The organism is Streptomyces sp. CNZ301 (assembly GCF_004217425.1).
Genome location: NZ_SHLG01000001.1, coordinates 4,612,399 through 4,636,218, shown reverse-complemented (window position 1 = coordinate 4,636,218; position 23,820 = coordinate 4,612,399). Strand labels below are relative to the sequence as shown.

The following is a 23,820-nucleotide window of genomic DNA, read 5'->3' as shown; positions in this document are numbered from 1 at the left end:
TCTCCGCGAGACGGGAGACGCGTCACGCCCCGGCGCGGCCCGCTGTCGCCGATGAGTGGCACTTACACCTCTCCACTCGGAGCTCACAGCCCGATAACGTGCTGGGCACAAGCAACCGAGTCCGCACACCGTCCAGGCACGGAGAGGACCCGGTTCGTAGACCGACCACCGTCGAGGAGATGGGCGCATGCTGACCAACGAGCGCCTGTGCCGACTGCATTTCACCTCGCGCGACCTCCCGCGCATCCGCATCGAAGTCGAGGAGTGCGCGGCCTCTGCCGGGCTCGCGGAGCCCCGCAGAGGTGAATTCGTGGTCGCTGTCGACGCCGTGGCGACCAACGCCGTCGAACACGCGGGCGGAACGGGCCGGTTGGTGATGCGTCACCTCGCGGGCGAGCTGGAGTGCCGCGTGGAGGACTCCGGCCCCGGATTCTCCGAGGACGTCATCCCCGAACTCGCTCCGGGCGTCGCGGGAGCCACCGCGGGCCGCGGCCTGTGGCTCGCGCGCCTCGTCACCGACAGGCTCAGCGTCGAACCGGCGGGCCCGGACTCCGGCGCGGTGGTGACCCTGGCGGTGAGACTGCCGGGCGGCTGAAACGACTCCGCAGCCGCAAGGGCAACGTCACAGGCGTGAGAGGCGGAGGCCCGCGCTGGTGCGGACGCGAGTCTCCCCGCTCGGACCGCCGAGTCTCCCCCCCCTCGGACCGCGCAGCACGACGCCGCACCCGCCGGGTCGTACGGTCCGGGGGCCGCGACCCGCTCACGGAGGCGGCCCCGCCTCTCCACGTCCCGCCCGTCCACGGCCCTCCGGGCCCGCGACTCGTACCCGCGACTCGTACCCGCGAACGATGACGCCCTCAGCCGTCCCTGCGGGTGACCCCTACGGGTTGTACCGGATCGGCCACAATGCCGTCCCCAATCTCTCCGGCCCCGCATCGCGCCCCTGCGGACAAGGTACGTTCGAAGGCGTGGCTGGTTTCAGGATCGGACGCGGCCGGGGTTCCCGGAACGCGCAGCAGCGAGGGCAGTACAGCGGACCGCAGGGACCGGGGGTGGGCACTCCGCCCCCCGGCGCCGGAGCGTACGGACAGCGTCCGGCCCAGCAGTGGCCGCGCATGGGCGGCGGCCACGGCGAGCCCGAGTACTTCGACGACCGGGGCGGGCAGCCGCATCCCGGACAGGGGCAGGGCGGACCACAGTTCGGCCCCGGCCCCTACGCGGCGGGCCCCGGGCAGCGGCAGGGCGGCCCCGTCTCCGACCCGCATGCGAACTCCGCCGGACACACCCGGTCCTTCACCGTGCCCGACCCGTACGCCCACGCCGGCGGCTACGGCCAGGACGACGGCTACGACTACAGCCGCCCCGCGCCGCCCTCCGGCCCGCGGCTCCACTGGAAGGACCTGCTGAGCGGCATCCTGCTGCGCCCCGGCGCGACCTTCTGGCAGATGCGCGACCACAGCGTGTGGACCACGGCTGTCCTCGTCACGTTCCTCTACGGGCTGCTGGCCATATTCGGTCTCGACCAGGCCCGCGAGGAGGTCATCAACGCCACGCTCTCCAGCGCGATCCCGTACGTCCTCAGCACCGGCATCGCGGTGGTGCTCGCCGGCCTCATCCTCGGCGCGGTGACGCACACGCTCGCCCGGCAGTTCGGCGGCGACGGCGCATGGGCTCCGACGGTCGGCCTGTCCATGCTGATCATGTCGCTCACGGACGCTCCCCGGCTGCTCGTCGCCCTCTTCATGGGCGGCACCGCACCGGTCGTCCAGGTACTGGGCTGGGTCACGTGGGTGGCTGCGGGCGCTCTGTTCACCATGATGGTCAGCCGCTCCCACGACCTCGCATGGCCGCGGGCGCTGGGCGCCTCGGCGGTACAACTCGTGGCGCTGCTGGTGCTGATCAAGCTGGGGACGCTCTAGCACCGTCCCGGTGGAGTTCCTGGTGCAGTGGGACGATGAACGAGTGCCGCGGGAAGCGGGCTCGGCGCTGTTCGACGTCTTTTCCTCGGCCGAGAAGACGCCGCACGCCAACCCCGGCAAGCACCGGGAAGTCCCGTCCTTCGAGCTGGACAGCACGCTGCGCTTCTTCTCCCGGCACCTCGCCTGACAGTGCCGCCGTCGGTCCGCCCGTGCTGCTACTCCTCCCGGGGCGGCGGTCCGCCCCCGCCCCTCTCCGGCCCCTCCCGGTCCCGCTGCTCCCGCGCCTCGCCGCGGCCGGCGTTCTCCTCCCTGTCCCCAGGGGGCCGTGGCGGGTTGCCGGGGTGGAAGTCTTCGTAGCGGGCTGCGGCGATTCTCTGGTCGCGGTGCGTGTTGATCAGGTGCAGCAGCAGAGCTGCCAGCGCGATCAGCACGAGGATGACGCCGACGGTGACGAGGATGTCCAGCATGGTCGCTCCTCTCCTGCGGCTCGCGCGGGGCGGGATGTCCGGGTGCTGCCTGCGCGGATACCTCTCCCGCTGAAACCTCTCCAGAGCGCGGGTGCCCATTTCGTCTGCGAAACACAGCGCCCGTTCCGCCCGCGCACACCCCGTGGACCGCGCCGCACCTGCCGCTCCGGGCAACTCGGCGCCGAGCGCGGGGACTTCAGGACCTGAAGGAGCAGGCCGGAATCCCCGAAACCGGAGTATTCTCAGCATTTTCCGCTTCCCCCCGGTGGATGACCCGTCACCGTCGGTCAATGCCGGTCGAGCCCGGTCGCGAGACGGGGGGAGAGGCGGCCTGACGGGGAGGGGGCGGAGAGATGGCAGAGGTGTTCCTGCGGCGGCTCAGCCGGTGGCAGGCGGACCGGGAGCGGGACGCCGTCGCCGACCTGTACGTCGAGGCGTACCGAGGCACGGCCGGTGAAGCGTTCCACGAACGGGAGGAGTATCTGCGCCGCCTCGGCGAGCACGTCCAGCTCGCCGGCTTCGAGCTGGTGATCGCGAGCGCGGGCGGAACGCTGGTCGGCAGTGTCTACGGCTACCGCCCGGAACGCACCCACGAGTGGTGGCACGGGCTGCACTGCCGGCTCCCCGCGGAGATGGCCGAACTCACCGCCGCGGGGCGGGTGTTCGTGATGACCGAACTGATGGTGCTGCCGTCCTTCCGTCGCCGCGGCATCGCGACGCGCCTCCAGGAGCACCTGCTGTCCCCGTCGGGCATCGGCCTCGCCGTCACGCTGATCGACCAGCAGGATGCCCCGGCCCGCCAGGCGCTCGGCTCGTGGGGCTGGGAGAGCCTCGGAAAGATCACACCGTCGCCCGACCGCCCGCCACTCGAAGCCTGGACCCGGCGTTCTCGCAGGTAGAAGGGCCGTCGGCGCCGCGCTGAGGCACCGGCCCTCCGGTAGTAGCCTGGGACGAAAGGGCAGAAAACGCCCGCCGAGACCGCCGTCCGCTCCGAAAGTGTCGGGCTGCCGGCTTCGGCCTGATCTCTCCGGGCGACGGATCCGGGCGACAAAGGGGGCGGGCACCATGAGGGCCGAATCGAGCATCCCGGGCACGGCACCGCACGTCTCCGACGCCCCGGGCACATCAGGCATCCACATCGCGGGCAGCGCGGACACGGAACCGAACACGCCGCTCGTGGATCTCTCCGCGCTGAGCGCACTCCATCTCCCCGTCGAACCCGGCCTGTTGGCGCTTCGCCTGAAGCGGGAGCCCTCCCACGACGGGCTGTTCGACGGGGCCTGGTGGCCGCACTCGCGCGACATTCACGCGGAGCTGCCGGGACTGGTGACCGTACTGAGCGAACACCTGGGCCCCATAGAACGCGTCGGCCTGGACGCCGACGTCTGGGACGGGCTCGGCGAGCCGCTCTTCGTCGCGGGCCGGCTCATAGAGATCGACTGGTTCCCCCTCGGGGACGACACGGTCGTCGTCACCCGGGGCCTCGACAACTTCGCACTCCTGGCCATCGCCCCCGACGCCACCGTCGACGAGGCACATGCCGCGATGACCATGGCAACGCACATCGGCAACACGGAGGCAGGGCAGCAGATCCTCGTCGCGACGGGCATCGCCCGCCCCGCCTGGCAGGCCTCCCGGGAGTGACCGGCCGGGCTCCGACGTCACCGATGCCCGCGACACGTCACCGGGACGCGACGAGCGGCGGCCGGCAAAGGCTCCGGAGCCTGCCGGGCCGACCGGAGTCAGGGCCCGCGACGAACGGGAGAGAGCGAGACGGACGTCGGCTCAGAGCGCTTCGCGTGAAGGCGTGACCGGGTCGCCGGGCCTGCGCACCGGAGGCAGGACGCTCCACGGAAAATTGATCCACCGATCCGTACGCCGCCACACGTACTCGCACTTCACCTCGGACTGCGACTTCTCGTAGATCACCGCGCTCCGCACCTCGGCGACGTGCTCCGCGCAGAAATCCTGCACCAGCTTCAACGTCCGGCCCGTGTCGGCGACATCGTCCGCGATGAGCACCTTCCTTCGGCTCAGGTCCACGACGTTGGGCACCGGTGGCAGCATGACGGGCATGTCCAGGGTCTCGCCCACTCCCGTGTAGAACTCCACGTTCGTGACGTGCAGGTTCTTCACGTCCAGCGCGTAGCCCAGCCCGCCGGCGACGAAGAGGCCACCCCGCGCGATCGACAGAATGATGTCCGGCTCGTATCCGTCGTCGGCGACTGCCTGCGCCAACTCCCTTACGGCATCCCCGAACATGGGATACGTCAGGTTCTCCCGGCCCTCGTCACGGCCCTCGTCACCCACCTGCGCTCCTCCCTCTCGATCGGACGGATCAGACCTGCGTCCGGTGGAAGTTCAAGTACGAACGCGAGGGCGTGGGCCCCCGCTGACCCTGATAGCGCGAACCGTGCAGGGCCGACCCGTACGGATGCTCGGCCGGCGACGTCAGCCGGAACATGCACAACTGCCCGATCTTCATCCCCGGCCACAACTTCATCGGCAGCGTCGCCACGTTGGACAGCTCCAGGGTCACGTGACCCGAGAAGCCCGGGTCGATGAAACCCGCGGTGGAATGCGTCAGCAGGCCGAGCCGTCCCAGCGAGCTCTTCCCCTCGAGACGGGACGCGATGTCGTCGGGCAGCGTGACCACCTCGTACGACGACGCGAGCACGAACTCGCCCGGATGCAGAATGAAGGGTTCGTCGCCCTCCGCCTCGATCAGCCGCGTCAGATCGGGCTGTTCGACGGCGGGGTCGATGTGCGGGTACCGGTGATTCTCGAACACCCGGAAATAGCGGTCCAGTCGGACATCGATGCTGGAAGGCTGCACCATCGCGGGATCGTACGGGTCGATCCGCACCCGGCCGGTGTCGATCTCGGCGCGAATGTCCTTGTCAGAGAGAAGCACGGCCAGAGACTACGCGCACGGCAAGGGGCCGGCCCAATCGAACCGGCCCCGCTGCCACACGGCACCGTCACACGGCACTGTGCGGCGCTGTCCGTTTGCGCTGTAATGCGAACTGCGGCGGGCGAACCGTCCACGCCAGTCGCCGCTGCCTCCCCGGCTCCCCGGCTCCCCGCGAGCTCTCCCCGTACCGGGGGCTTCCCGTACGGGCCCTCCCCTACGGCTACCGCTCGCCGCGGCCGGGACGCGGCACTGACGGGACATCCCCCACCGGCACCGCCTGCCTCAGCCGCGCACACCGCGGACACCGCAGCAACCGCCCGGGACCGATGCGCCCGCTGCGGAGGTTCTGCATCGGGAACATCGAGGTACTGAACACGTGCCCCTCGGCACACTGAACGACGGTGGCCTCCATCGCTCTCCTCTCCCCAAGTACGTGGTCGACAAGTAGGTGGTCGACGAAAGCCACATTAGGGGATCAAACTGACAGCCCTCCGGGCGCCTCCCCCCGACCCACGCTACGCCCCAACTCCCTTGCCCCGAAGGCCCCCACCCCGTCCCCTCACCCCGTCCCGGAGCAGCAAAAAGACCCCTCGGCCTGTGCGGCGGGGGTCGGTGATGAGGTAGAGTGTCCGGCGTTGAACCGATGGAAGCCGAACAGTGAACGGCTCCTCGCGGGTGTAGTTTAATGGTAGAACATGAGCTTCCCAAGCTCAGAGCGCGGGTTCGATTCCCGTCACCCGCTCCAGCACAAAGCCCCAGGCCAGAAGCCCGGGGCTCTATTGTTGTGCGGGCTGTCTCAGCCCTTCCTATTGGTCTCGTGCCCGCTGCGTGCCCGTACCGTCGTCGGTCTTGCTGGTGCTGCCCTGCTCGGCGGCATGCCGCTCGGCCAGGACACGGGCCTCGATGCCGGCGGCCACCTCACGCTGACGCTCAAGCGTGGAGTGCTGATAGATCAGCGCTGCCTTCTCCGAGGACTGGCCAGCCCGGACCATCGTGTCTTTGAGCGTCGCCTCGCTCTGCGTCGACAGGGTATGCCCGGTGTGACGAAGATCGTAGAAGCGGAAGCCCTCTGGCATGCCGACCTTCTCACGCGCCTTTCGCCACTTCCGCCCGAACGAGCTTCGCCGGAAAGGGGCACCCTTCTCGCCGACGAACAGCAATCCGTTCGGACCCTTCTGGGCATACCAGTCCAAGTGCCGGTTCAGCTCCTTACGCAGGAAGCCCGGCAGCACGATGAACCGCTTCCCCGCCTCGGACTTGGTATCGCCTACAGCGCGGCGTCCGGTAGTCAGCTCCGGCGCAGCACGGCGAACCCAGATACCGACCGCATCGAGGTCGACGTCTGACCGCCGCATCTCGGCCTGCTCCTCGGGACGGGCCGGGCCGTACGCCGCGATGTAGACCATGAGGCGCCAGCGCGGACCCATGGCGTCGGCGAGTGCGTCGACCTGGTCGACATTTGCGACGGGCCGTTCGCCGGCGGATTCCTTGCCCGCACCCCGGATGCGACAGGGGTTACGACGGATCAACTCGTCATCTGCGGCGGTGCCCATGATGGTCTTCAGCAGCCTGTACGTCTTTGCGACGGTCGTGGCTCCCGTGCTCTTCAGCAGTTCTGTACGCCACGTCCGGACGCGCGGAGAGGTGATCTCGTCGAGGTCGAGGCCACCGAAGGTGGGCAGGACGTGGAGCCGAAGCAGTCGCCGGTACAGCTCCTCAGTCGTGGGCGACAGGGCACGCTCCCCTACCCACTGGACCGCATACTTCTCGAAGTTGACCGCCCCGGCCTCCGGATCCTGCCACTCTCCGCGCCGTACCTCGGTCTGCTTCTCGGCCAGCCAGTCATCAGCCTCGCGTCTCGACGTGAACGTCTCCGGGGCCGGGCGGTCAATGCCGTCAGGACCGGGATACCGGGCTTGGAAGCGACCGGACGGGAGCTTGCGGACGCGGCCGAACGTACGCCTCTTCTTCGCCATCAGGCAGCCCTCCCGTAGCGGCGACGCGGGCGCATCGGCTGAAGGGTGTGTACAACGAACGGTGGAACTGCCGATCATGGAGTGACACCGGATGACTGATGTTGTGAAGAACGGGGCCGAGGCCGCCGAGGAGCCCGCCAAGCCGTCGGAGCCGGCGGCCGGAGCGGGTGCTGGGGTGGTGGATGAACAGCTGGTCGGGATGCTGGTCGACCGGGCTCATGCTGAGGGGCTGCAGCTGACCGGTGAGGGCGGGCTGTTGCAGCAGCTGACCAAGCGGGTGCTGGAGTCCTCGCTCGAGGGTGAGATGACCGACCATCTCGGCTATGAGAAGCACGATGCGGCCGGGAAGAACGGAGGCAACTCCCGCAACGGGCGCCGGGCGAAGACGGTCACCACTGACGTCGGTCCCGTGGAGATCAGTGTGCCCCGCGATACCGACGGCAGTTTCCAGCCGGGCATCGTGCGCAAGCGGCAGCGTCGCCTGTCCGGGGTGGATGAGATGGTGCTGTCGCTGTCCGCGAAGGGCCTGACCCACGGGGAGATATCGGCCCACCTGGCCGAGGTCTACGGCGCCAGTGTGTCCCGGCAGACGATCTCCACCATCACCGACTCGGTGATCGACGGCATGTCAGAGTGGCAGAACCGGCCCTTGGACCCGGTCTACCCGGTGGTCTTCGTGGACGCCATCCACGTGAAGATCCGCGAAGGCCAGGTCGCCAACCGCCCCATCTACCTCGCCATGGGCGTCACCGTCGACGGGCACCGCGACATCCTCGGCATCTGGGCCGGCGACGGCGGCGAAGGCGCCAAATACTGGCTGCAGGTCTTCACCGAGATCAAAAACCGCGGCGTCGAGGACATCCTGATGCTCGTCTGCGACGGACTGAAGGGACTGCCGGACGCGGTGGAGACCGTCTGGCCGGCCACGATCGTACAGACCTGCATCATCCACCTCCTGCGCAACAGCTTCCGCTACGCCTCCCGCGCGGACTGGGACAAGATCTCCAAGACGCTCAGGCCCGTCTACACCGCACCGAGCGAGGAGGCCGCCACCGCACGGTTCGGCGAGTTCTCCGAAACCTGGGGGAGGAAGTACCCGGCGATCATCCGGTTGTGGAAGCACTCCTGGGCCGAGTTCGTGCCCTTCCTCGCCTTCGACGTGGAGATCCGCAAGGTCATCTGCTCGACCAACGCGATCGAGTCCGTCAACGCCCGCATCCGCAAGGCGGTGAGGGCTCGTGGGCACTTCCCCAACGAGCAGGCCGCGCTGAAGTGCGTCTACATGGCACTGATGTCTCAGGACCCCACCGGCAAGGGCCGCCGCCGCTGGACCATGCGCTGGAAAGCGCCGCTGAACGCTTTCGAAATCGCCTTCGAAGGCCGGCTCTCCGCAGCCCGCCGCTGACCAACCAACAACCACAGATCAACCGTTCGTTGGACACGCCCACGCTACGCCAGCCGAGGGTCTGGGCAGCAGAGTTGACTGCACCTTCTGGCACCGATGTACTCCCAGGCATGCCAGGGACGGATGATCAGCAGTCGCTCGAGGAGACCCCCGCTACGCCTAGGCCCGTAGCCACGGCTCAGCACTACGTCGAAGGCAGGCTGCTTCAATATCAGAAGTGGTACGACGGAAAGGCCGTCAAGACGAAAGCCATGCACCTTCGGATGCGGACGCTTTCCGTCGTGGGGGGTGGCTTGGTACCAGTGTTAGTCAACCTGGACCTGCCATTCGCTAGACTCACCGCGACTGTCCTAAGCTTGATCGTTCTCGGCTCTGTCTCGCTAGAGAGCGTGTACCGCTACCGCGAACAGTGGAAGAACTACAGGTCAACCGAGCAGATTCTCGGCCACGAGCGAATCTACTTCGAGACCAAGGTGGGACCCTATCTAGGCCTCTCCCAGAGGGAAGCCTTCACGACCTTAGTCGCCAGGGTGGAGAGTGCAATCGCCAACGAGAACTCTGCGACCTTGAATGTGATGACCTTGGGTGGCCAGGTGAGTGCTGATGTGCAAGTGCCTCCCGAAATCCCCGGCACTCGGCGAGAACCCCAATAGTCACGAATGGACGTCCTATGCTGGGGCAAGCAACGACCTGCTCCGCTGACGGCAGTCTGACGGCAACGCCAGTAGGGTTCGCCATCCTGGAACCAGGCCCCTGGGCCGTCTCTGGCCCGTGCGACGTAGTGCAACGGTGACAGGCGACGACAGAGGCCAACAGCAACCCGCAGGTCATGCTGTTGGCCTCTCGTCCGTCCGCAGCTCACAGAGCTGCCGCATCACTTCTTCGACTTCTCATCGCGTTGACGGCCGGTCTTCAGGAACCTATTGAGGCTCCGCCTGGCCTTACTCACCGAGCAGGGTTTCCTGACCATCCCCCATCCGGATGAAGTGGTACTCGGTTGACCTCTCACGCCCAACTTTGTCCTTCTTCTTGATGACCTGCACCACGAACGAGACCGTCATTCCGAGTTCCAAATGCATGTCGATCAGGGTTTCAGAATCCACCCTTACTTCATAGGCGGAAGATTTTCTGCTTATACCAGTCTTGACCTTAACTACGCCCGACTCGCGGAGTTCAGTGATCCGACCAGTAACGGCGATTTGGGATTTGTGCGTTTCAACGTTTCGGAGCCGCCGCACATATTCTTTGCCGCGGCTCGATAGGGAAGAAGAACGTACCGCTCCGTCCAGGCTTCGCCAGCGCATCTCTACGGAGAGATCGAACTTGTCAAGCGCCTCTACTACGCCGTCTAGGCCAGGCACCATGCGTTCCCAGCGACGCACATCACGTTCGTTCTCTGCTGCGTCGATAAGCTTCAAGAGATCTCTAATGGCTGGATCAGCAACCGAGGTGTCTACATGCGCGAACTCGCCTTGTTCATCCGTGTTGATAACATCTGGCGCTTTTGGTCGCACATGCAGGACGGTACTTCCTGAAGATACCCCCGTTAGCTCAAGTTCGACGTCCTTTCTGGCCGCCGCACTTACACCATCTCGTAGGGGTCTGAGGAGGGAATCCCCAATTCTAAAGTCTAGTGCCCCTCTGTCTGCCGATTCCCCCTTGAGGCAAACAGTCAATTCTTCTTCGAGGCTCGCACTTGGGTCGTAGTGCCGGGCAGCCTCTAGCCAGAGTCGTCTAAGTTCTTCTGCGTGACGTACCGGGTCCTGGGAATCTTCGCCTAGATCAGCAAAGAAGCGACGGTTGGCTTCCCGGTTCCGCTCCAGGGCACGCTGTCGCCAGCTAGTGGTCACAGCGTCACCTCCAAGTAGCCTCGCCGCGGCGCTACAGTCTCAGGCGTCGGCTCTCCCTCATCTTCCCCCGCGAGTCGACACCGCTGCCACCAGTCGTCCCATGCGCCCCTGTCTCGAAGGTACCCCTGGTCCTCAGGGGCCAACAGCGCAGGCCGAAAGACTGAGACAACCGGTCGATACCCAATCCGAAGAGGCGACACTCCCAGCTCGTCCAGCCTCGCCTGCCGGCTGAACGCCTTGAGTAGCCACTTCGCTCCGGCACGACCTCGTATGCAGGCCGCAGCAGTCTCATCGACTAAGACAGTGAGGTCTATGTTCTTGGGGTTCAGCTTGGTGCTGACGAAGCTCCCACCAAGCCAGATGGCATGGACCAGCTCTTGGCCACCTAAGGCCACCTCATGCTGTTCTTCAAGATCAAAAAAACGACTCAGGTAGGTCTCTAGTCCAGCCCAAAGTCGCTCTCGCGTCTCCGAGCCGTTGAACCGCTCATCGGCAACAAGGAGTTGTTCTGCGCCGTCAGCGTCCAACCTGTACCTGCCCGGCGGCAAGAAGCCACTTTCGCTCCAACTTGGAACCATGCATCTCCTTTGACGCGTGGCTGGACCGTCACTGAAGGCATGATCCTCTGTTAAACACGTTCCGGCAATCCCCCGTTACGCACGGTAGGCGCCGCAAAGATCCGCACTCCGCCGTCATGCGCAGCCACGGCCGCGCTGAGAAGACTCAACCGGGACCTTATGGGGTTCCGGCTCTTCGCTGTACAGCAGCGAAGTACAGCAACTGCACCGACCGTCAGCGGCTGCACCCAGACCGCAAGGCCTGTCGCATGTCCCGAATGACCGCACACGACCATCCTTGCTAGAGCTACGGATCAGAAGGCATGGAGTCCCTAGCGCAAGCTGTGGTTCCACGTGGAACAGCGCGGCCGGGATGACATCAGTGACAACACCAGCTGACAACAACAGAGGCAGATCTCGGCAGCTGCGACCGGACGTCAACAACCCTCCTACCAGCAGTAGAAGGGGTAGTCGCCAGCACCGGAACCCATAGTTGACCGACCTGATAAGGATGAGGCCAGAGGTTCAAGTCCTCCTAGCCCCACCAGCGTTAAGACCCCCAACCGATCATGGTTGGGGGTCTTTGACACGTACGGCTGACGCCAACAGGCAAGATCAGCTGATGACTGGATCTTCCCTTAGCGGACAAGCCACCGCCGTGCTTGCTCCATGCGCTCCTCGTTGCCCGCGCGGTCCGCGACGCCGGTCAGATCGTCGCGCAAGATTCGTCCGGCGTAGAACAAGGTGTTGATGGCGTACCGGAAGTCCAGCAGCGGAAGCAGAGCTTGGCCGACTTCGTCAGGGGAGAGCGCCCCGTGCTCAAGGTATGCCCGGATCAGGGGGCGGGCAGCGTCTGGGCCGCCGGCGTCCATCACAACCGTGGCCAAGTCGTACATCCGGGCCCAGGGACTTGAGGCGCCCCAGTCGATGAGACCGCACAGGCCGGTGTCAGGATCGAGCCGGAAGTGCTCGGGAGCCGGGTCGCCGTGAACGGGGCCCCACGTCAGCGTCTCCGGACGGAGCCGACGCAGCCGCGTGACAACCCTTTCGACCGCGGGCCGAATCCACGGACGCGCATGAAGGACGGCAGTGTCTTCGATTCCGTCTAAAAGGTCGAAACGCGACCACGCCTGTTCCTCGGTGACTGGCTCGGTGCCGAGGACCTGGTGGGCGCGGGCGAGGGTGACGCCCATGAGCACCATGTCGTCCTCGTTGCCACCGTCCAACTCTCTTCCCGGAACCCATCGCAACAGCGCCAACTCGTGGCCGACGGTACCGACTGTCCGTCGGCCGTCCTTCGACGTCACCGGCGCACCACAAGGGATACCGGTCTCCTCGACACGCGAGGCCAGGTGCAGTCCATAGCGGAACTGCTCTGCGGGCGGTCCGTCAGGGACGGCCTTCGCCACCCACTCCTCACCATGGCGCTTCACGTGCCAGGTCGCGGAGTTCATGCCCCCCATAAGAGGAGTGACCTCGGCGTTGCCCAGGTCCCAGTGCAGGGACAGGGCGGCAGCGATCGTTTCACTGAGGGGTACTGCGGGGTGCTTGGTGCCCGACGAGGAGGGCGAGGTGACGTCCGAGCCAGTGCCGTGACCGGCCGCAGGACATGGGGATGGCGTGGTGTGGTGCGTCATGGGTGAGCGTCTCCAGGAACAACGAAGGAACCGCCCGATACGGCGGCTGATTCGACCTCGTAGACGGCGCGGCATGCGCCGCTGGAGACTCATCGCACGCCCCAGACCGTACCGGCATGGTCGACGCATCGGCCAGGGAATATCGGCCCAAGGCTCCACTCCGGCGGAGAGGAACGATCACCGCCGACCACACCCAGTGATCACCCTGCTCGTTCAGCCGGGCGCATTGGTGACATAGGAACTCACGGTTTCAAAACCGCTGCCTGCGGTTCCGCGTGGAATGGTGCAGTCAAGCGCTCGCGTTCACCGCACGGCTGCCGCACCAGATATGCACCAGAAGGGGCGGTAAACAGCGGTCAACGCGGGCCATCGGCGGAATCAGTCCCGGCGGACGGACAGACCGTCAGCACAGGTGAGAACGCCAACTGGCCCTATCCGCACGATGATTCCCAAGCTCAGAGCGCGGGTTCGATTCCCGTCACCCGCTCCACAACGAAGGCCCAGGTCACAGGCCCGGGCCTGTTTATTGTGCAGGCTTCTCGATTGGTCTCGTGCCGTTACGTGCTCGGTGGCTCCGCGCCGTTCCGCACCCGCCCAGCCGTGGCCGGCCAGGGCGAGGCACGGCAAGTACCCGGAACCCGGTACCTGCCGCATGACGGGTGAGCCGATGGGCCCCAGACGCGATACTGACCGCATGGTGATCCTCGGGGTGGACGCATGCAAACAGGGGTGGGTCGCCGTCGAACTCTCCGACGGTGCCTATACCGACGCGCAATTCAGCAATGACCTACGAGACATCCTCGATGCCACTCCCAGAGCCGAAGTTGTCGCAGTGGACATGCCCCTCGGGCTCGTGAGTGAAGGATGGCGGAAGGCGGACATGGAGGCAAAGGCCGTCCTGGGGCCCCGAGCGAACTCCGTGTTCCGTGTGCCACCGCAACAAGTGTGGCTCGAGACTCACTACGAGGCTGCCAACCTGCGGTGCCAGGAACTGACCGGGAGCGGGCTGAGTCAGCAGACCTGGGGACTGGCAGCCAAGCTGAGGGCCGCCAACGAATGTCTGGAGAGCGACGGCAGCCGCTTGTTCGAGGTCCACCCTGAGGTGTCGTTCTGGGCACTCAACGGGAAGGCGCCGCTCCCTCATAAGAAGACCAGCTGGGAAGGCCAGATGACCCGGCGTGCTCTGCTCCGGAAAGCCGGCATTCTCCTCCCCGATGATCTGGGGCTCGCGGGTCGAGTACCTCCGGATGACGTCCTGGATGCGGCGGCTGCGGCGTGGAGCGCACATCGCATCGCCGAACAGGACGCGTTCTGCTTGCCCGACCCACCGCAACGCGAGCGCTGCGGGCGGCCGATCGCGATCTGGTACTGACAGCAGCCCTTCACCAACAAGGGTGGGACTGATCGCGGACGGCGAAGACTCAACTCTGCCCTGAATGACCGCAGCCGCCCGATCCATCTAGAGCTACGGACCAGAAAGCCGTACCGTCAGTCAGTTGGTGGTGAGGTCATCCGCACGGTAAAGGCCGCGACCCGGGGTGCGGCATGGGTCGGCTGCCTCACTACGCCAGCCCCGTGCCACTCTCGTGCCACATCGGACGGGGGGCTCACGGGAAAACGAGGTGCATGGGGACGAGTTGACCCTCGTCACGCCAGCACGCACCCTCGCAGGTCCGGCAGTCTCCCTACATCACTCCTAACACGGTGATCGTGCGGTGCGCTGTACGGCATCGAAATACAGCAACTACGGCGACGTAGCCGCACCTTGATGGCTCCAGGCATCCAGTGGACCGGCCGAGATGACCTCACCGACGTCGTGCCCATAGTTCGCAACGAGAGGCCGGTGGACGGAGGTTCGGGCCGTTGTGGAACCGTGCGAGGTAGCCCAACGGTGGCAGACGACGACAGAGGCCAACAGCTAACCCGCAGGTCATGCTGTTGGCCCTTCGTCCATCCGGAGCTCACAGAACTGACGCATCACTTTTTCGACGTCTGATCGCACTGCCGCCGGCCTTAACTCATCCATTGAGACTCCACCGACCGCGTACTCAGCTCACGAGACTCCTACTGTTCCCCGTCGGTCTCACGCCGATTGGCTGCCGCCTGAGTAGCAACGGCCGCGTCCAGCATCTCGCGGTGTTGGAGAGCATCGCGCTTCCGGTTGCTTGACCACCGAGGCGCCGGTTGACTGCCGTCATGGCGCGACAGGGTACGCAGGACGGAGCGCACCTGCTCGCGGAGCTGGACGCGACGCCGCTTGCCGAGTTGCGGCAGCGCGCCGCGGGGGTCACGGCACCGTCGGGTGGTCCGCGTCCTTCTCGCAGAAGAGCGTTTCCTACCGGGTGGACGGCGCGACGCGGTTCGCGTGTAACGACAGTGGTGGCCAGTCCGTCCAGTGGTACTTCACCCGACGACGGCCGGCACTGCTGATCGCGTTCGAGCACGAGGGCCCGCTGAACATCCCCGGCCCGGTCGACGACTTCGCACTCCAGCTGACCCACTACCGGGGCGTCCCGACGACCTGTTGCGGTACGCCGGGGACTGCACTCCGGCGTACGAGAACCTCACCCTGACCGACCCCGAGACCGGTGCGGCACTCCTGACGGCGACCGGGTTGTGCTGGTACGACGGCACTCACTGGCGCGTTGCCGACGGACTGCTGGAGTACGGCGCGGACGAGGGCATCGACTTCGAGTCGGGGCTCGACCTGGGCCCGTACGTCCTCGGCCGGCACTTCACCCCGGAGTCCTGTCTCGACCACTACTACTACTACCGTGACGGAGACAACCTGAAGGTCGCCGAGCGTGCCGCCGTGCTCGACACCATCCGTCCGGCTTCGCCCAGTACCTTCCGTCCGGCTGATGACCCTGTGTCGCGGCCGTACGGACCCGCCAGGCCGCGACCCGCACGGACGCTACCGGACGCACGCGGAGGAGTGCGCGTCCGCAGCCTGCTCCATCGCGACCTCCCCGAACAGGCAGCGCAGCAACGCTTGTTGGAGAGCAGCAGTCAAGCTCTTCGGCGCCTCGAACCAGCCATACGGCCAACGTTAGGCTGCTTGTACGGTCAGGACGTGGAAGCCTGATCAGGGGCGCGCGATGCCAGGAGGTTTTGTAGTGAGGGCCTTGGAGCCGGGGGATCCACGTTCCGTCGGCGATTACCGGTTATTGAGCCGCCTGGGCGCAGGTGGCATGGGCCAGGTCTTCCTCGGGATGTCCCCGGGTGGGCGGCGGGTCGCGGTCAAGGTGGTGCATCCCGAGTTGGTCCAGCAGTCGGAGTTCCATTCCCGGTTCCGCCGGGAGGTTCTGGCCAACCGGCTGGTGAGCGGGGCATACACCGCCCCGGTGGTCGATTCGGACCCCTACGCGCCTACTCCGTGGCTGGCGAGCAGCTATGTTCCCGGACCATCACTGCAGCAAGCCGTTTCCGACCTCGGGCCGTTCCCTCCGGCGACGGTGCTGGCCCTTGCGGCGGCACTGGCCGAAGCCCTGACCTCGATCCACGACGCGGGCCTTGTGCACCGCGATCTCAAGCCCTCCAACGTGCTGCTCGCCGAGGACGGACCGCGGGTCATCGACTTCGGTATCGCACGTATCAACGAGGCCAGCAGGATCACCAGAACGGGCATGATGATCGGCTCCCCGGGCTTCATGTCTCCCGAACAGGTCAACGGCGCAGAGATCACCCCGGCCAGCGATGTCTTCTCCCTTGGCACGGTTCTGGCCTATGCGGCGACCGGCATCAATCCGTTCGGGGAGGGCCCGGCCCACGCGATGGGCTACCGAGCCGTCTACACGGAACCCGACCTCGAAGCCGTCAGTCCGCCCGACCTGCGCAGTCTCATCGCCGACTGCCTGGCCAAGACCCCCGAAGAGCGCCCCGCCCCCAAGGACATCCTCGTACGCGCCGGCTTCGACCCGGGAGTCACGACACTCCTCGACAACGAGGCCTGGCTGCCCGCCGCCGACCGCGTCCGCATCTCCGATCAGGCGATAGCAGACCCCGACACCGTCACCAGAAACACCCCTGAGTCCTCCCTCGATGCTCCGGCGACTACAACGCCCCCGGCCGAGCCAGGTCCGGAGCCGCGACGCGGCCCCACTCGCCGCGCCGCACTGCTTTCCGCATTCGGCCTCGCCGTCGCCGCTGGTGTCCCCGCCGGGATCTACCTCACTCGCGAGCAGGGGCTCGATCCGATCGGGGCCTGGCCGCTCGACGAACGGTCGAAAGAGGCCGACAGCATCGGCAGCAACGACGGAAAGGCGTACGGGGTGCGCTGGGGAGAAGGGGACGGTGGGGCCCCGCTGTTCGACGGCCGGAGTGACATCGTCATCCCGGACAGGGTTGTCAGTACCGGGCCGGGCAAGGAATTCAGCGTCTCCGCGTGGGTGTACCTCAGCAAGACACTCGGCTCGTTCGCCACCGCTGTCAGCCAGTCCGCCGGCGACACCAACAACTTCTTCCTGCGGTATTCGCCCGCAGCCGGCCGCTGGGCCTTCGCAGACAGGGATGGCGGTGCGACGTCCCGCGACCATCCCGAGATCTCGACCTGGACCCACCTCGTCGGCGTGCGTAAGGGCGACGAGCTGCACCTCTACGTCAACGGGGTCGAACAGCGGTCCCACAAGGCGGCTACTCCCGCCGTCGGAACCCCCGCCGACAAGCTGTTCATCGGCCGCGCCCGTGGTGCCGACGGTAAAGCCACCCATTGGTTTCCCGGCAGCATCAAAGACGTCCAAGTCTTCAACAAGGCGCTCTCCCCCGATCAGATAAAGATTCTGGCGAAGCCGAACGGAGACTGACCGCCTGAGCCATGAACTTCACTGCGAACCGCACCCACCCGCCCGTAGGACCGGTAAGCCCCGGTCATCGGCGGTCTGTTGAGACTGCCGACTGCGGATCCCGAAGGTGCGGTTCCCCAGGCCAGCACCCCGACTGCCCCCGAAAACACGGTGATTCCCAAGCTCGGAGCGCGGGTTCGATTCCCGTCACCCGCTCCAGCACAAAGCCCCGGGCCAGAGGCCGGGGCTTGTTTGCTGTGCGGATTGTTTCGACCCACCAAGCTTACGTTGGCGATACGCACTGGATCCCGCCCAGGCCCTCTGACGGCGGCGGGAGCCTTGCAGCTGATCGGAGGGTGCGGGCAGCTAGCGCTGTACGCGCTTCAGGTTGCGCACGGGAGGGATGGCCAGCAGCAAGGCGCAGGCGACGAGCGCCATGGACGCGGACACGGACAGCAGCGGCGCCGTCCCCGCGACGACCGCGAGCGGCCCCGCCACCGCCTGCCCGATTGGCTTCATCACCAGCGAGCCGGCCGCGTCGTAGGCGTGTACCCGGCCGAGGACTTCCTGTGGGATGTGCGTCTGCACGCTCGTGTGGAACATGACGATCCAGAACGCCATGCCCACGCCGCTCACCCCATAGCACCCGGCGATGAGCGGCGCGGGAAGGCCGAGAGCGACCCCCAACGGCATGAGCGCCCAAAGGATCATGGAGAGGGCGCCGGCCCGGAGCGGATACCGCGGGCGGAGCCTGATCGCGATGATCCCGCCCAGCACACTTCCCGCCCCGAGGGACGACATGACCAGGCCGAACACCGATGCTCCATAGTCGGTGACGAGCGTGCTGTTGCCGAGAGTCATGGTGGGACCGGCGCCGGCCAGCTGCCAGAGCATGAAGACGACGATGACGCTCCACAACCAGGTCCTGGCCCGGAACTCCCGCCATCCCTCCACGAGATCGGCCCGGAACGACGATTCGCCGTCCCGGGCGTCCGGGCCCATCGGGACTGAGCGGAGCAGGAGGAGGCAGGCGCCGCTGGCCGCATAGCTCAGGGCGTCGAGGGCGACCACCGCCGCAGGTGAGAAGACCGCCAGCAGCAGGCCGGCCAGCGCGGGGCCGATGACGGTGGTGACGGACTCCGAGATGCGGAGGGTGGCGTTGGCCTTCTGTACATCCTGGGCTGTGCGCGGGGTGATGCTGGCAACTCCCGGCTGGAAGAGTGCGCTGCCCGCCCCGACCAGGGCCAGCAGCACCAGGATCTGCCACAACTGCGGCGTACCCAACAGGAACAGCAGCGCGAGCACTCCCTGAGAACACAGCCGGGCGGTGTCCGAGACGACCATCAGGCGTCGGGCGCCATAGCGGTCGGACAGCACCCCGCCAAAGATGATCAGCGCTGCGAACGGCGCTACGAGCGCGGCGAGCGCATATCCCACCCCACTCGCCCCGTATCCCGCCCGGATCACGGCGGCCGTGATCGCGACGGGGAGCATCGCGTCGCCCAGCAGAGAGGTGGTGCGGGCGGTGAAGAACAGCCGGAATTCCGCTGTCCACAGCGGCGGTTGGGACAGGGTCTCCTTGACTTGCAGGTCACGGGCCATGTCCGAGCCAGCCACCGCTCACCGCCCCACGTATGCCGTTATTCCCGACCAGAGCGACACTCTCGTGCCTTGGCCATCCTCGGTCAACGGAATAACTTCGGCGAACTCGGTGCTCCTGTCCCTCGCTCAAAACCATGGTCTGGCCAGACCCATACGTGCCGGTCGCTGATCCTCGCGGCGAAATTCGCCAGGGCTGCTCGATGACCGGGGATGGTCCTTCCGGCTGGCTCCTTCGGATGGACCGTCGAGTTGGTTGCCCCTCTTGTGCCGGTGGGAGAGGCTCTGCCGTACAACGAAGTGTCCGAGGGGTTGGTTCAATGACTGAAATGCGTCGTGCGCCGCTGGGGTCTGTGCTGACGGCGATCGTCACCCCCTTCAACAGCGGTCTCAAGGTGGACGAGCAGGCTTTCGTGTCGCTGCTGCGTCATGTGCTCGCGAACGGGTCCGACGGTGTCGTGGTGGCCGCGACAACGGGAGAGCCCTCCACTCTCACCAACACCGAACATCTCCGGCTGATCGAACTCGCCTGTGCCGAACGGCCGGCCGGTACGAGCGTGATCGCCTCCACCGGTTCGAACAACACGGCTCAGGCTTGCGCAATGACCGAACGGGCCGTTGAGCTGGGCGCTGACGCGGTGCTGTCGGTGGCGCCGTATTACAACCGGCCGAACCGCCGTGGCTTGGTGCGGCACTACACGGAGATCGCCAAGGCCGCCGGGAAACCCGTCGTGCTGTACAACGTCCCGACGCGCGCCGGTATCGACATGCCGAACGATTTGCTCGCCGAGTTGGCCCAGATCGAGCACATCGACTACGTCAAACAGGCCAACAACGCCAACCTCGCTCCGGTGGACGGGCTTGGCTTGTATGCGGGCAACGACGACGTCTTCGCCCGCACCCTCGGGATGAACGGCTGCGGGGGAATCCTCGTCGCCAGCCACGTCGCCGGACACCTGATGCGGCGCATGGTCGACGAACCCCACCGGCGCGCAGAGATCGACGCCGCGTTGCAGCCTCTCTACCAGGCGCTCAGCGTGACGACCAATCCCATTCCGATCAAAGCCGCTCTCAACCTGCTGGGCCACCGGGTGGGCGGCCTGCGCCTGCCCCTGGTCGAAGCCGACCAGGAAGAAACGGAAGTGGTCCGCAAGGCACTTGTCGCGTGCGGCCTCCTCACTTGAGCTGCCGAGCGGAAGAGTCGCTTAAGACGACACCGCCCAAGAGCCATTGAGCTTGGGCCTCGAGGGTCGGTCAGTTTCCACACCCTCATGAGGACCCTGTGGAGACCGCAACAAGGCCTTCGCGCCAGATGGGTGCCAGAAGACGAGGCAGTCGGGCTCAACACCGGTCACCCCTTGGCCAGTTCGCCGTACGCTCAGCGTCGGTACGTGCAGGTCGGCGTGGATCCCGATCAGTGTTGGCCAGTGATTCCCAAGCTCAGAGCGCGGGTTCGATTCCCGTCACCCGTTTCACGACGTAGGCCCGGGTCAGGGACAGAGTGCTTCCGGCCTGGGCCGCTGTGTTTCCCATGCGGCTTCGGTCTCCGCACACCGTGACCGCGTGCAGGTTGGTTCAAACTGTCCGAGGCTTCTGCGCGCTCGAGGGTGGACGTCCGGCCTTGAGGACAACAGGTCACTGCTGGCCCATCGTTCGCAGGGCCTCCGCGGTAACCGCCAGTGGTGGGAGGTGGCCCAGGCGCGCCACTCCGCTCCGTCACCGGCTTCGCCAGCTACAGCTCAAAGGCGCTACACCGACCTCAGCAGTCTGCCCCGCTGCGGTGTTTGGCTCGGGCTCAGGTCAGCGGGGTGTTGGCCAGGACGCGGCGGAGGACGCTCCAGGAGAGGTCGGACTCGGTGGCGAAGGCGTGTTGCTGCTTGTCGTCCTCGCCGATGTAGTTGAAGGCGTCGCGGGAGTGGCTTTTGCTGTCGTGGGTCTCAACGGCTGTCTCGTCCGGGTTGAGGTAGACGTGGAAGCTGGCGCCGAATTCGGCGCTTGAGTTCATGTAGCCGGGACCGGTGATGCCTCCGCCGCCGTCCATCGGGCAGTAGACCCGGTGCACGGCGTAATTGTCCTTGGAGAGCCAGGCGCACTGGCCGGGGGTGAGGGTGAGCAGGCCTTGCTTGGTGGCGTTCCAGTCGAGGTGTTCGTAGACCATGACGTCGAGTTGGCCGGCGAGACAGAAGACGATGCCCGTGGTCTGGCCGTGGGAGTGGATGGGCGAGTAGTGCTGCGCCGGCCAGATCTCCAGGACCACGGGCGAGCCGATGTCGCCCTTCGGGTGGTGGTCGTCGGGGTGGAGGTGGCCGCTTTCGGTGGCCAAATAGTCGAAGTCGCCCCTACCAGTGCAGGCGACGCGGATGTACGGCGGGTGCGTACGGTCGTTCTTGTACTTCTCCACCAGGATTTCGCGCAGCAGGCCCACTTTGTCGCCGGGTGTGGCGGCGGGGGTGAGATGTTTGCGCATCGCCTCGACCTCCCACGCTGACAGGCGCAGATCCTCGGCCTTGCGCGCCAGGTCCATGACGGTCGGCGGGATCATCAGCTGGCGGGCGTACTCGTCGAAGGAGGTGGCTTGCCCGATCACCAACGACGGTGTGGCCTGGGCGCCTTCGAGGCGCAGCTTCCGCTCCTCTTCCTTGGTGATGTGGAAGGGATACTTCGCCCCGTTGGCCTCCGGGGGGTCGACGGGGGTCTGGGTGTCGGTCAGGCTCATAAAGGACTCCCTCATGTCTTCCGGCGCGACGGCACACGGATGCGCACGTCGTGGCTGCGGCCTTGAACGCTTCTGGCCTGGCCAACGAGCCGGTCTCAGCGCACGTGACGGTGCCTTTCAGCCACAGCCTTCCGAGGTTGAACGCGACGAATGCGTTCGCGACGCGAGAATTGCGGGCGTGCCGGCAGATCTTGGCTTCAGGGTTCCCTATGGGGCTGTGTCGTCGACTTGGGCTGGGGATGCTCGCGAGCGGTTGAACCATTCATCATTTGATCACTCGGCGCTCTTTCGCTCTTTGGTATGCATCGAAGATACCTGCCTGTTCTTTGCAAGTGCTTGTGTGCCAACGTGTTCTCCGAGACCTGACGGTATTCGCGCGGGTGTGAGAGGGTCCGGAAATTCCTGGGTCACGGCATTCCTCTCCACCCGTAGCCCATCTCGAGGAATCCTGAAAAGGAGAAAGATGTCAAAACTCGCGACGAGTGCCGCTATTCTGGTGGCAGGTGCCTCGCTGCTCACACTCACCCAGTCCTCGGCCGCTGCTGCCACCGCCTCGTACCCTCCCGCCGAGACGCCCGTCGTGATCAGCAACGCCTCGACCGGCTTCTACCTCACGACCGACGGCCAGACCGAGGCGGAACAGTACGTCACGGTGTATTACCACTGGCCGCTGCTCAACGACGGTTCCGGTTCGATCTGGCGCCTCCAACACCGAGGCGGTGCCAGGTACACCATCGAGACCGAGCAGATCAAGAGCACAAAATCCTTCTGCCTGACCACTCCGGACAATGCGAAGAACAACGGTGCACTGCAGGTGAAGGAATGCAACGGCGGAACATCCCAGTCCTGGACGGTGAGGGAGCAGCAGAAATCGGAGACCTACACGATCACCCCCAGTTCGCGCAATTTCCAGCAGTGGGCGATCACCACTCAGGGGCAGAACTACGGGGCGGCTGATGCATACGTGACCCTTAAGCACTTCGCGGGAACCCACGCGCCGACGAACATGCGCTGGAAGATCGATTCCACTTCCGTTCCGGGGAGCTGAGGTGACGGGCTGCTTCCCTGCCTGACCTTCGGGGTGGGGAAGCGGCCTCGTCCAAGGATCGACCGAACGTGGACGACAACCGACGGCTGCCCCAGAGGGGCGTTGACGCTTCGATAGGGGTCAGCGGTCAGCCAGATCTGCACGGTGATTCCTGGCTCAGGTTGATCACGGACTTGGTGGAATCCCAGCCGAGGCACGGGATGTGGGGACGCAATCGGAGTCGGTCCCTCTCGCCTCACAGGCGGTTACGACGTCCAGGCCGATGATCTGGTCGACCGGCTCAGCAAAGATCTCGACGTCGCCGCCGAGAACCCCGACAGCATGGAAGACATCGCAACCTCCGTTCGTACCGGTCTGTAAGGCCGCGGCTGCGGCGTGCGTAATCGGGAAGCCGACCCACTCTCGGCCGACTGATCGTCACCGACTCCAACTCCGGTGGAGAATGCGAGGTAGACATCCTCAAAGAGGCTTTCTGGCGCCCGCCGGTAACGACCGAATTCGGGTTGGTCGACTGCACAAGATCTCCCTGACGGTGGTCACGGAGAACCATGCGGCGAACCACATATACCGGAAGGTCGGCTTCGTGGAGGAGGGCCGACTGCGTCAGGGGTTCCATCGGGACGGGCAGTGGTTCGACCAGTACACGATGGGCATGCTGAAGGGGGAGCTGCGCTGACCCGCAGGATGTGCCGTACGCGTGCCGGAACGGGCGGGGGACTGTACCGGGCGTGGGATGGTCAACCGGGCCTGGCAGGCCCGTACTTCCGGGCCGTCGAGAGTTACTGTCTCCCTTGCAAGGAGCGCGCAGCAGGCATCAGCCACAGTCTGGAAACGCCGGACGCGCCCGGCGACGTCGGGCCGCTCCATATCCATCATCCCCGCTCGGCCGGAGTGTGGCCGGCTCAGCGCCCTTCGGTGAGTCACGACCGGACGTTTCGCGTGCCGCAGACA

General features: G+C 66.0%; 23 protein-coding genes, 1 tRNA gene and 1 pseudogene. 15 read left to right on the top strand and 10 right to left on the bottom strand.

What is annotated here, in order from left to right:
- Positions 1-187 precede the first annotated feature (187 nt).
- The 3 genes from EV375_RS20025 (at position 188) to EV375_RS20015 (ending at position 2,106) form a co-directional block, all read left to right on the top strand.
- Positions 188-595, top strand: a complete 408-nt coding sequence (locus tag EV375_RS20025; protein WP_130300654.1) for an ATP-binding protein — start codon at positions 188-190, stop codon at positions 593-595.
- A 373-nt stretch (positions 596-968) separates the two neighbouring features.
- Positions 969-1,919: a Yip1 family protein gene (locus EV375_RS20020; RefSeq protein ID WP_486588594.1), complete on the top strand. Its 951-nt coding sequence runs from the start codon at positions 969-971 to the stop codon at positions 1,917-1,919.
- Positions 1,920-1,929: 10 nt separating this feature from the next.
- Positions 1,930-2,106, top strand: coding sequence for a hypothetical protein (locus tag EV375_RS20015; protein WP_486588593.1), 177 nt, complete (start codon positions 1,930-1,932; stop codon positions 2,104-2,106).
- 28 nt (positions 2,107-2,134) lie between these two features.
- Here EV375_RS20015 and EV375_RS20010 read toward each other — a convergent pair whose 3' ends face one another.
- The gene (locus tag EV375_RS20010; protein ID WP_130300652.1) at positions 2,135-2,386 is read right to left on the bottom strand and encodes a hypothetical protein; all 252 of its coding nucleotides are present in this window, start codon (positions 2,384-2,386) and stop codon (positions 2,135-2,137) included.
- Between the two features lie 353 nt (positions 2,387-2,739).
- Between EV375_RS20010 and EV375_RS20005 the strand changes: the two genes are divergently transcribed.
- Positions 2,740-3,285, top strand: a complete 546-nt coding sequence (locus tag EV375_RS20005) for a GNAT family N-acetyltransferase (protein ID WP_130300651.1) — start codon at positions 2,740-2,742, stop codon at positions 3,283-3,285.
- Between the two features lie 166 nt (positions 3,286-3,451).
- Positions 3,452-4,030, top strand: a complete 579-nt coding sequence (locus EV375_RS20000) for a DUF5994 family protein (protein ID WP_486588592.1) — start codon at positions 3,452-3,454, stop codon at positions 4,028-4,030.
- Positions 4,031-4,171: 141 nt separating this feature from the next.
- On the opposite strand, the gene EV375_RS19995 is transcribed toward EV375_RS20000, so the two are convergent.
- From EV375_RS19995 to EV375_RS29815, 3 genes are all read right to left on the bottom strand, one after another.
- Positions 4,172-4,648: a phosphoribosyltransferase gene (locus EV375_RS19995; protein ID WP_130301979.1), complete on the bottom strand. Its 477-nt coding sequence runs from the start codon at positions 4,646-4,648 to the stop codon at positions 4,172-4,174.
- Positions 4,649-4,724: 76 nt separating this feature from the next.
- Positions 4,725-5,300 carry a dCTP deaminase gene (dcd, locus tag EV375_RS19990; protein WP_055486764.1) on the bottom strand — a complete coding sequence of 192 codons (576 nt, stop codon included), beginning with the start codon at positions 5,298-5,300 and terminating at the stop codon, positions 4,725-4,727.
- Positions 5,301-5,520: 220 nt separating this feature from the next.
- Positions 5,521-5,712 (bottom strand): hypothetical protein, encoded by a 192-nt coding sequence (locus EV375_RS29815; RefSeq protein ID WP_055486763.1) that lies wholly within the window; start codon positions 5,710-5,712, stop codon positions 5,521-5,523.
- A 259-nt stretch (positions 5,713-5,971) separates the two neighbouring features.
- On the opposite strand from EV375_RS29815, the gene EV375_RS19980 reads away from it, so the two are divergent.
- Positions 5,972-6,045 (top strand) — tRNA-Gly (locus EV375_RS19980).
- A 61-nt stretch (positions 6,046-6,106) separates the two neighbouring features.
- Here the strand turns inward: EV375_RS19980 and EV375_RS19975 are convergent.
- Entirely contained in the window at positions 6,107-7,276 is a 1,170-nt protein-coding gene (locus tag EV375_RS19975) for a site-specific integrase (RefSeq protein WP_130300650.1), read from the bottom strand.
- A 199-nt stretch (positions 7,277-7,475) separates the two neighbouring features.
- Here EV375_RS19975 and EV375_RS19970 point away from each other — a divergent pair, with 199 nt between their 5' ends.
- Both EV375_RS19970 and EV375_RS19965 read left to right on the top strand, forming a co-directional pair.
- Entirely contained in the window at positions 7,476-8,681 is a 1,206-nt protein-coding gene (locus EV375_RS19970) for an IS256 family transposase (protein WP_486588762.1), read from the top strand.
- A gap of 110 nt (positions 8,682-8,791) precedes the next feature.
- Entirely contained in the window at positions 8,792-9,334 is a 543-nt protein-coding gene (locus EV375_RS19965; protein ID WP_130300648.1) for a DUF4231 domain-containing protein, read from the top strand.
- A 288-nt stretch (positions 9,335-9,622) separates the two neighbouring features.
- Here EV375_RS19965 and EV375_RS19960 read toward each other — a convergent pair whose 3' ends face one another.
- The 3 genes from EV375_RS19960 to EV375_RS19950 form a co-directional block, all read right to left on the bottom strand.
- Positions 9,623-10,531, bottom strand: a complete 909-nt coding sequence (locus tag EV375_RS19960; protein ID WP_130300647.1) for a hypothetical protein — start codon at positions 10,529-10,531, stop codon at positions 9,623-9,625.
- Positions 10,528-11,109, bottom strand: a complete 582-nt coding sequence (locus tag EV375_RS19955; RefSeq protein ID WP_130300646.1) for a DUF6932 family protein — start codon at positions 11,107-11,109, stop codon at positions 10,528-10,530. Before EV375_RS19955 ends, EV375_RS19960 begins: the two co-directional genes overlap by 4 nt.
- Positions 11,110-11,726: 617 nt before the next feature.
- On the bottom strand, positions 11,727-12,551 hold the full coding sequence (locus EV375_RS19950) for a phosphotransferase enzyme family protein (RefSeq protein ID WP_486588761.1): 825 nt from the start codon (positions 12,549-12,551) through the stop codon (positions 11,727-11,729).
- Positions 12,552-13,419: 868 nt separating this feature from the next.
- Here EV375_RS19950 and EV375_RS19945 point away from each other — a divergent pair.
- The 3 genes from EV375_RS19945 (at position 13,420) to EV375_RS19935 (ending at position 17,527) form a co-directional block, all read left to right on the top strand.
- A complete protein-coding gene (locus EV375_RS19945; RefSeq protein ID WP_130300644.1) occupies positions 13,420-14,097 on the top strand; it encodes a DUF429 domain-containing protein in 678 nt (225 codons plus the stop codon).
- A 1,152-nt stretch (positions 14,098-15,249) separates the two neighbouring features.
- Complete coding sequence (locus EV375_RS19940; protein ID WP_130300643.1) at positions 15,250-15,810, top strand: hypothetical protein; 561 nt, start codon at positions 15,250-15,252, stop codon at positions 15,808-15,810.
- A 31-nt stretch (positions 15,811-15,841) separates the two neighbouring features.
- On the top strand, positions 15,842-17,527 hold the full coding sequence (locus EV375_RS19935; RefSeq protein WP_130300642.1) for a protein kinase domain-containing protein: 1,686 nt from the start codon (positions 15,842-15,844) through the stop codon (positions 17,525-17,527).
- Between the two features lie 345 nt (positions 17,528-17,872).
- Here EV375_RS19935 and EV375_RS19930 read toward each other — a convergent pair whose 3' ends face one another.
- Positions 17,873-19,108 (bottom strand): MFS transporter, encoded by a 1,236-nt coding sequence (locus tag EV375_RS19930; protein WP_130301978.1) that lies wholly within the window; start codon positions 19,106-19,108, stop codon positions 17,873-17,875.
- Between the two features lie 317 nt (positions 19,109-19,425).
- Here EV375_RS19930 and dapA point away from each other — a divergent pair, with 317 nt between their 5' ends.
- Positions 19,426-20,289, top strand: a complete 864-nt coding sequence (dapA, locus tag EV375_RS19925; RefSeq protein ID WP_207228191.1) for a 4-hydroxy-tetrahydrodipicolinate synthase — start codon at positions 19,426-19,428, stop codon at positions 20,287-20,289.
- A gap of 611 nt (positions 20,290-20,900) precedes the next feature.
- Here the strand turns inward: dapA and EV375_RS19920 are convergent.
- Positions 20,901-21,821 (bottom strand): cupin domain-containing protein, encoded by a 921-nt coding sequence (locus EV375_RS19920; protein WP_130300641.1) that lies wholly within the window; start codon positions 21,819-21,821, stop codon positions 20,901-20,903.
- 463 nt (positions 21,822-22,284) lie between these two features.
- On the opposite strand from EV375_RS19920, the gene EV375_RS19915 reads away from it, so the two are divergent.
- The 3 genes and pseudogenes from EV375_RS19915 (at position 22,285) to EV375_RS19905 (ending at position 23,545) form a co-directional block, all read left to right on the top strand.
- Positions 22,285-22,869, top strand: coding sequence for an RICIN domain-containing protein (locus EV375_RS19915; protein WP_130300640.1), 585 nt, complete (start codon positions 22,285-22,287; stop codon positions 22,867-22,869).
- A gap of 213 nt (positions 22,870-23,082) precedes the next feature.
- Positions 23,083-23,378, top strand: a pseudogene (locus tag EV375_RS29810) (hypothetical protein); the annotation flags it as partial.
- A 23-nt stretch (positions 23,379-23,401) separates the two neighbouring features.
- The gene (locus EV375_RS19905) at positions 23,402-23,545 is read left to right on the top strand and encodes a GNAT family N-acetyltransferase (protein ID WP_486588591.1); all 144 of its coding nucleotides are present in this window, start codon (positions 23,402-23,404) and stop codon (positions 23,543-23,545) included.
- The last annotated feature ends 275 nt before the right edge of the window (positions 23,546-23,820 follow it).

Coding starts and splice junctions, on each gene's coding strand:
- EV375_RS20025 (WP_130300654.1), top strand. CDS start 188: ATGCTGACCAACGAGCGCCTGTGCCGACTGCATTTCACCTCGCGCGAC.
- EV375_RS20010 (WP_130300652.1), bottom strand. CDS start 2,386: ATGCTGGACATCCTCGTCACCGTCGGCGTCATCCTCGTGCTGATCGCG.
- EV375_RS20005 (WP_130300651.1), top strand. CDS start 2,740: ATGGCAGAGGTGTTCCTGCGGCGGCTCAGCCGGTGGCAGGCGGACCGG.
- EV375_RS20000 (WP_486588592.1), top strand. CDS start 3,452: ATGAGGGCCGAATCGAGCATCCCGGGCACGGCACCGCACGTCTCCGAC.
- EV375_RS19995 (WP_130301979.1), bottom strand. CDS start 4,648: ATGTTCGGGGATGCCGTAAGGGAGTTGGCGCAGGCAGTCGCCGACGAC.
- EV375_RS29815 (WP_055486763.1), bottom strand. CDS start 5,712: ATGGAGGCCACCGTCGTTCAGTGTGCCGAGGGGCACGTGTTCAGTACC.
- EV375_RS19975 (WP_130300650.1), bottom strand. CDS start 7,276: ATGGCGAAGAAGAGGCGTACGTTCGGCCGCGTCCGCAAGCTCCCGTCC.
- EV375_RS19970 (WP_486588762.1), top strand. CDS start 7,476: ATGCTGGTCGACCGGGCTCATGCTGAGGGGCTGCAGCTGACCGGTGAG.
- EV375_RS19965 (WP_130300648.1), top strand. CDS start 8,792: ATGCCAGGGACGGATGATCAGCAGTCGCTCGAGGAGACCCCCGCTACG.
- EV375_RS19955 (WP_130300646.1), bottom strand. CDS start 11,109: ATGGTTCCAAGTTGGAGCGAAAGTGGCTTCTTGCCGCCGGGCAGGTAC.
- EV375_RS19950 (WP_486588761.1), bottom strand. CDS start 12,551: ATGGGGGGCATGAACTCCGCGACCTGGCACGTGAAGCGCCATGGTGAG.
- EV375_RS19945 (WP_130300644.1), top strand. CDS start 13,420: ATGGTGATCCTCGGGGTGGACGCATGCAAACAGGGGTGGGTCGCCGTC.
- EV375_RS19930 (WP_130301978.1), bottom strand. CDS start 19,108: ATGGCCCGTGACCTGCAAGTCAAGGAGACCCTGTCCCAACCGCCGCTG.
- dapA (WP_207228191.1), top strand. CDS start 19,426: ATGACTGAAATGCGTCGTGCGCCGCTGGGGTCTGTGCTGACGGCGATC.
- EV375_RS19920 (WP_130300641.1), bottom strand. CDS start 21,821: ATGAGCCTGACCGACACCCAGACCCCCGTCGACCCCCCGGAGGCCAAC.
- EV375_RS19915 (WP_130300640.1), top strand. CDS start 22,285: ATGTCAAAACTCGCGACGAGTGCCGCTATTCTGGTGGCAGGTGCCTCG.